Here is an 8,075-nt window from a genome sequence, read left to right as displayed (position 1 = left end):
GTCGTACGGGAGGACCGCCCCGGGGACCGACGGCTCGTGGCATACGTCGTCCCTGACGGGGATGTGGATACTGCGGGGCTGCGGGAGTACGTGGCGGAGCGGCTGCCGGACCACATGGTCCCCGCCGCCGTCGTCGCCCTGGACGCCCTCCCGGTCACCGTCAACGGCAAGCTGGACCGCGCCGCCCTCCCCGCCCCCGACTTCACGGACGTCGCCGAGGGGCGCGGCCCGGCCACTCCCACCGAAGAGATCCTCAGCAGCCTCTACGGCGAGGTCCTCGGCCTGGAGTGGGTCGGTGCCGATGCCTCCTTCTTCGAGCTGGGCGGTGACTCCCTGCTCGCGATGCGGCTCATCGCCCGGATCCGCGCCGTCCTCGACGCCGAGGTCAGCATCGGCGATCTGTTCGCCATCCCCACCGTCGCCGGCGTCGCCCAACTGGTGGGCGAACTCGGCGGCGAGTCCCGGGCGCCGCTGATGGCGCGGTCGCGGCCCGAGGTGTTGCCGCTGTCGTTCGAGCAGCAGCGGATGTGGTTCCTGAACCGGCTCGAAACCACCGGCGAGGGAGCCGCGTACAACCTCCCCCTGGCCCTGCGGCTCTCCGGCGACCTCGACATCCCCGCGCTGGAAGCCGCCCTCGGCGATGTCGCCGACCGGCACGAGAGCCTGCGTACGATCTTCCCGGAGACCTCGGGCGTCCCCCGCCAGCAGATTCTGCACGGTGCGGCGGGCCGACCCTCGCTGACGGTGGTGCACACCGCCGCGGACGAGGTGTCCGCGCAGCTCGGGGCGTACGCGAACCAGCCGTTCGATGTCCGCACCGAACTGCCCTGGCGCGTAAGCCTCTTGGTGACCGGACCGGCCGAATACGTCCTCATGGGCGCCGTCCACCACATCGCCGCCGACGGCTGGTCGATGGGCATCCTCGCGGGCGACATCGGTACCGCCTACGCGGCCCGGCGCGCGGGCCGGCTGCCCGGATGGAACCCCCTGCCGGTGCAGTATGGGGACTACGCCCTGTGGCAGCGCGAGGTGCTGGGCGACCTCGGCGATCCGCAGAGTGTGATCAGCGGGCAACTGGACTACTGGCGACAGACGCTCTCCGGTGTCCCGCAGGAGCTGGACCTGCCGACCGACCGGCCCCGACCCGCGGTGTCCTCTTTCACCGGCGGCGAAACGCCGTTCGAGGTGAACGCGGAGACCCACGCCCGGCTGGTGGAGCTCGCCCAGCGCGGCCGGGCGACGATGTTCATGGTGATGCACACGGCGCTGGCGGTTGTGCTGTCGCGGATGGGTGCGGGTACGGACATCCCCATCGGTACGGCGACGGCGGGCCGTGGTGACGCGGCGCTGGACGGGCTGGCCGGGTTCTTCATCAACACCCTGGTGCTGCGCACCGACCTGAGCGGCGACCCGTCGGTCACCGAACTGCTCGCCCGGGTGCGGGAGGCCGATCTGGCGGCGTACGCGCATCAGGACGTGCCGTTCGAGCGGCTGGTCGAGGATCTCAACCCCACCCGGTCGCGGGGCCGGCACCCGCTCTTCCAGGTGTCGCTCACCATGCATAAACTGCCGCAGGGCCGTCGGCCGTGGGAGCTGGCCGGGCTGGAGGTGAGCGGCCTCCCGGCCGCCGCTCCGGCGGCTCGGTTCGATCTGTCGGCGACGGTGGCCGAGCGCCGCGACCAGGAGGGCGCGCCGACGGGGCTGATGGGCTCGCTGCTCTACGCGACTGATCTGTTTGACGAGGGCACGGTGCGGTTGTTGGCGGGGCGGTTGGTGCGGGTGTTGGAGCAGGTGGCGGCGGATCCTGGGGTGCGGGTCAGTGGGATTGGTGTGTTGGGGGAGGGTGAGCGTTCGCGGGTGGTGGGGGAGTGGAATGCCACTGGGCGTTCGGTGTCGGGGGTGTCTTTGGTGGTGTTGTTCGCGGCGCGGGTGGCGGAGGCGCCGGGTGCGGTGGCTGTGGTGGGGGCGGACGGCCGGGAGTGGTCGTACGGGGAGTTGGCGGAGCGTGCGGATCGGGTGGCGGGTGCTTTGGCTGTGCGGGGTGTGGGGCGTGGTGATCTGGTGGGTGTGGTGATGGAGCGGTCGGTGGAGTTGGTGGCGGTGTGGCTGGGTGTGGTGAGGGTGGGGGCTGGGTTTGTGCCGGTGGATGTGGGGTGGCCGGTGGCGCGGCGGGGGTTGGTGTTGGGGCAGGTGGGGTTGGTGGTGGCGGATCGGGGTGTTGGGGTGCGGGGTGGGGTGGTGGTGGTTGAGGTGTTCGAGGGGGCGGAGAGCGCGCCGGAGGTGGTGGTTTCGGGGGAGGACGTGGCGTATGTGATGTTCACGTCTGGTTCGACGGGTGTGCCGAAGGGTGTGGCGGTCAGTCATGGTGCGGTGGCCGCGTTGGTGGTGGATGGGTGTTGGAGTGCGGCGGCGCGGCGTCGGTTGTTGATGCATGCGCCGCATGCGGTTGATGTGGCGGTCTTTGAGGTGTGGGTGCCGCTGGTGAGTGGCGGGCAGGTGGTGGTGGCGCCGCCGGGTCGGGTGGATGCGGCGGTGTTGGCGGGTTTGGTGAAGGCGTATGGGCTGACGGCTGTGCATGTGACGGCTGGGTTGTTCGGTGTGCTGGCGGAGGAGTCGCCGGAGTGTCTGTCGGGTCTGGCGGAGGTGCTGACGGGTGGCGATGTGGTGCCTGCTGGTGCGGTGGCTCAGGTCAAGGCCGCTTGCCCGGGGATCGAGATCCGGCACTTGTACGGTCCCACCGAGACCACCCTGTGTGCCACGACGTACGCGGTTGCTCCTGAGGCCGAGGCTCCGGCGGTGTTGCCGATCGGTCGGCCGCGCGACAACACCAAGGCGTTCGTCCTCGACGAATACCTGAAGCCCGTACCCGTCGGGGTGAGGGGCGAGCTCTATCTCGCCGGAGCCGGACTCGCCCGTGGGTACACGGGACACCCTCGCCTCACGTCCGAGCGCTTCGTCGCGGCGCCCTTCGCCGAGCCGGGTGCACGTATGTATCGCACGGGCGACCTCGCGCGATGGACGGCTGACGGTGAGTTGGTGTTCGCGGGTCGGGCGGATGAGCAGGTGAAGATCCGTGGTTTCCGGGTGGAACCGGGTGAGATCGAAGCCGTCCTCGCCGCGCACGAGAGTGTGGGCCAGGTCGCGGTCATCGTTCGCGAGGACCGGCAGGGCGACAAGCGCCTCGTTGCCTACGTCGTACGTAACGGCAACGGGCATGGCGAGAGCGGTCTGACCGGGCTGCGGGAGTACGTGGCCGAGCGGCTGCCCGAGTACATGGTCCCGGCGACCGTGATGGCCATTGACACCCTCCCCGTCACCGCCAACGGCAAGCTGGACCGTGCCGCCCTCCCCGCCCCCGAGTTCGGCGGCGCCACCGGGCGCGGCCCCGCCACCCCGGTCGAGGAGATCGTCGCAGGGGTCTTCGGCGAGGTGCTCGGGCTGGACTGGGTGGACGCGGAGGCATCCTTCTTCGAGCTGGGCGGTGACTCCCTGCTCGCGATGCGGCTCATCGCCCGCATCCGCGCCGTCCTGGGGGCGGAGCTCACCATCGGGGAGCTCTTCGCGGCCTCCTCGGCCGCCGGCGTGGCCCGGCTGGTGGACGCGGCAACCGGCCAGACGCACGCCGCGCTGACGTCGCGGCCCCGGCCGGAGGTGTTGCCGCTGTCTTTCGAGCAGCAGCGGATGTGGTTCCTCAACCAGCTCGAAGGCGCGGGCGAAGGCGCGGCGTACAACCTGCCCCTGGCCCTGCGGATGTCCGGCGAACTGGACCTCGCGGCGCTGGAGGCCGCGCTGGGCGATGTCGCCGACCGGCATGAGAGCCTGCGCACGATCTACCCGGCGAGCGAAGGCGTCCCGCGTCAGCAGGTGCTCGAAGGCGCCGCGGGCAGGCCGCCGCTGGTCGTGGTGGACACCACCGAGGACCAGATCGCCGACACCCTTACGGCTCACGTGGGCCGTGGCTTCGATGTCAGCGTCGATCTGCCCTGGCGGATCCGGCTGCTCAGGACCGGCCCCACGGACTACATCCTGCTGATCGTGGCGCACCACATCGCGGTGGACGGCTGGTCGATGGGCGTACTCGCGCAGGACCTGGAGACCGCCTACACCGCCCGCCACCAGGGCCGACTCCCGGTCTGGGAGCCGCTGCCCGTGCAGTACGCGGACTACGCGCTCTGGCAGCGCGAGGTGCTGGGCGACCTCGGCGATCCGCAGAGTGTGATCAGTGGACAGCTGGACTACTGGCGGCGGGCGCTCGCCGGCGCACCGGAGGAGCTGGACCTGCCGACCGACCGGCCCCGACCGGCCACGCCGACGTTCCGCGGGCGAACCCTGCCGGTGGAGGTGGACGCGGAGACCCATGCCCGGCTGGTGGAGCTGGCGCGACGCGGCCGGGCGACGATGTTCATGGTCGTGCACGCGGCGTTGGGGGTTCTGCTGTCGCGGATGGGTGCGGGTACGGACATCCCCGTCGGTACGGCGACCGCGGGTCGCGGTGACGCGGCGCTGGATGGGCTGGCCGGTTTCTTCGTCAACACGCTGGTCCTGCGCACCGACCTGAGCGCCGACCCGGGCTTCGATGAGCTGCTGGCCCGGGTGCGGGAGGCCGATCTGGCGGCGTACGCGCATCAGGATGTGCCGTTCGAGCGGCTGGTCGAGGATCTCAACCCGACCCGGTCGCTCTCCCGAAACCCGCTCTTCCAGATCACACTCGTCCTCCAGAACCTGCCCGCGTCCCAGGGCCGGTGGAATCTGTCCGGGCTGCGGGTCGGGCCGCTGGAGGCCACCTCGCAGGAGTCCACCGCGAAGTTCGACCTGTCGCTGACCCTGGCCGAACGGCGCGACAGCGAAGGCGATCCGGCCGGGCTCGTGGGCGGGCTGTTGTATGCGACTGATCTGTTTGACGAGGGCACGGTGCGGTTGTTGGCGGGGCGGTTGGTGCGGGTGTTGGAGCAGGTGGCGGCGGATCCTGGGGTGCGGGTCAGTGGGATTGGTGTGTTGGGGGAGGGTGAGCGTTCGCGGGTGGTGGGGGAGTGGAATGCCACTGGGCGTTCGGTGTCGGGGGTGTCTTTGGTGGAGTTGTTCGCGGCGCGGGTGGCGGAGGCGCCGGGTGCGGTGGCTGTGGTGGGGGCGGACGGCCGGGAGTGGTCGTACGGGGAGTTGGCGGAGCGTGCGGATCGGGTGGCGGGTGCTTTGGCTGTGCGGGGTGTGGGGCGTGGTGATCTGGTGGGTGTGGTGATGGAGCGGTCGGTGGAGTTGGTGGCGGTGTGGCTGGGTGTGGTGCGGGGGGGGGCTGGGTTTGTGCCGGTGGATGTGGGGTGGCCGGTGGCGCGGCGGGGGTTGGTGTTGGGGCAGGTGGGGTTGGTGGTGGCGGATCGGGGTCTTGGGGTGCCGGGTGCGGTGGTGGTGGATGAGCTGTTCGAGGGGGCGGAGAGCGCGCCGGAGGTGGTGGTTTCGGGGGAGGACGTGGCGTATGTGATGTTCACGTCTGGTTCGACGGGTGTGCCGAAGGGTGTGGCGGTCAGTCATGGTGCGGTGGCCGCGTTGGTGGTGGATGGGTGTTGGAGTGCGGCGGCGCGGGGTCGGGTGTTGATGCATGCGCCGCATGCGTTTGATGTGGCGGTCTTTGAGGTGTGGGTGCCGCTGGTGAGTGGCGGGCAGGTGGTGGTGGCGCCGCCGGGTCGGGTGGATGCGGCGGTGTTGGCGGGTTTGGTGAAGGCGTATGGGCTGACGGCTGTGCATGTGACGGCTGGGTTGTTCGGTGTGCTGGCGGAGGAGTCGCCGGAGTGTCTGTCGGGTCTGGCGGAGGTGCTGACGGGTGGCGATGTGGTGCCTGCTGGTGCGGTGGCTCAGGTCAAGGCCGCTTGCCCGGGGATCGAGATCCGGCACTTGTACGGTCCCACCGAGACCACCCTGTGTGCCACGACGTACGCGGTTGCTCCTGAGGCCGAGGCTCCGGCGGTGTTGCCGATCGGTCGGCCGCGCGACAACACCAAGGCATTCGTCCTCGACGAATACCTCAACCCCGTGCCCCCGGGCGTCAGGGGCGAGCTGTATCTCGCGGGTTCCGGGCTCGCTCACGGCTATCTCGGTCGGCCGGGGCTGTCGGCGGAGCGCTTCGTAGCGTGCCCGTTCACGGGTGGGCGGATGTATCGCACCGGCGACCTGGTGCGGTGGACGGCCGATGGCGAGTTGGTGTTCGCGGGTCGGGCGGATGAGCAGGTGAAGATCCGTGGCTTCCGGGTGGAACCGGGTGAGATCGAGGCCGTCCTCGCCGCGCACGAGAGTGTGGGCCAGGTCGCGGTCATCGTTCGCGAGGACCGGCAGGGCGACAAGCGCCTCGTTGCCTACGTCGTACCCAACGGCGACAGCGAGAGTGATCTGACCGGGCTGCGGGAGTACGTGGCCGAGCGATTGCCCGAGTACATGGTCCCGGCCACCCTGGTCCCCCTGGACACCCTCCCCGTCACCGCCAACGGCAAGCTGGATCGCGCCGCCCTCCCCGCCCCCGACTTCACCGGTACCACCTCCGGCCGGGGCCCGGCGACGCCGACCGAGGAGATCCTCTGCGGGCTCTTCGCCGAGGTGCTGGGCCTGGAGCGGGTCGGCGCGGAGGACTCGTTCTTCGAGCGGGGCGGCGATTCTCTGCTCGCCATGCGGCTGCTCGCCCGAATCCGGTCGGTGCTGGACGCCGACATCGGGATCGGCAAGCTGTTCACGGCGCCGACGGCGGCCGGGGTCGCCCGACTGCTCGACGCCCGTGAGGACGGCACCACCCGGACCGCGCTGACGCCGCGGCCGAGGCCGGAGGTGCTGCCGCTCTCGTACGCCCAGCAGCGGATGTGGTTCCTCAACCGGCTCGAAGGCGTCGGCGAAGGCGCGGGCTACAACCTGCCGCTGGCGCTACGGATATCGGGAGACCTGGACACCGCCGCTCTGGAGGCCGCGCTGGGCGATGTCGCCGACCGGCACGAGAGCCTGCGCACGCTCTTCCCCGAGACGGACGGCGAGCCCCGGCAGCAGGTGCTGGAGGGCGACGCGGGCCGGCCGCCGCTGATCGTCGTGGAGACCACACCGGACGAACTCGGTGCGACACTCGCGGCGCAATCCGGGCGTGGCTTCGAGCTGAGCGCCGATCTACCGTGGCGCATCCGGCTGTTGGTGACCGGGCCCATGGAGTACGTGCTGCTCATCGTGGCGCACCACATCGCGGTGGACGGCTGGTCGATGGGCGTGCTGGCGCGGGACATCGGCGTGGCGTACGCCGCCCGTCGGGCGGGTGGCGCGCCGGGGTGGGAGCCGCTGCCGGTGCAGTACGCGGACTACGCGCTGTGGCAGCGCGAGGTGCTGGGCGACCTCGAGGACCCGGACAGCGTGATCAGCGGCCAGTTGGACTACTGGCGCGCGGCCCTGGCCGACGCCCCTCAGGAGCTGACGCTGCCGACCGACCGGCCGCGCCCGCCCACGTCCTCCTTCCGGGGCGGCACGGTGCCCATGCGGTTGGACGCCGAGACCCATGACCGGCTGGTGGCGGTCGCACAGCAGGGCAACGCCACCATGTTCATGGTCGCCCAGGCCGCACTGGCCGTGCTGCTGGCCCGGCTGGGCGCGGGCACGGACATTCCCATCGGCACCGCGATCGCAGGGCGTGGCGACGAGGCCATGGACGCCCTGGCCGGGTTCTTCGTCAACACGCTGGTCTTGCGGACGGACGTCAGCGCCGACCCGACGTTCAGCGAGGTGCTGGCGCGGGTGCGGGAGACCGATCTGGCCGCGTACGCCCATCAGGACGTGCCGTTCGAGCGGCTGGTGGATGTGCTGAGCCCGGAGCGGTCGCTGGCGCGCAACCCGCTGTTCCAGGTCATGCTGGCGCTCCAGAGCGCCGCGCCGGAGAAGTGGGAGCTGCCCGGTCTGGAGGTCGACACGCTGCCGTCGACCGCGGACCCCGTGGCCCGCTTCGATCTGTCGCTGACGCTGATCGAGCACCGTGATGGTGTGGGGGCGCCGGCGGGGTTGGGTGGGGCGTTGTTGTTTGCGGTGGATTTGTTTGATGAGGGTACGGCGCGGGGGTTGGTGGG

At 70.9% G+C, this 8,075-nt stretch carries 1 protein-coding gene; it reads left to right on the top strand.

From position 1 onward, the window contains the following. Nucleotides 1–36: 36 nt before the first annotated feature. Nucleotides 37–8,075, top strand: an 8,039-nt coding sequence (locus ACFXB5_RS51350; RefSeq protein WP_385222441.1) for an amino acid adenylation domain-containing protein, incomplete at its 3' end; no start/stop codon positions are given.

It is taken from the genome of Streptomyces sp. NPDC059455, assembly GCF_042750115.1.
Taxonomy (GTDB): domain Bacteria; phylum Actinomycetota; class Actinomycetes; order Streptomycetales; family Streptomycetaceae; genus Streptomyces; species Streptomyces endocoffeicus.
This window is presented reverse-complemented; position numbering and strand designations above follow the sequence as displayed.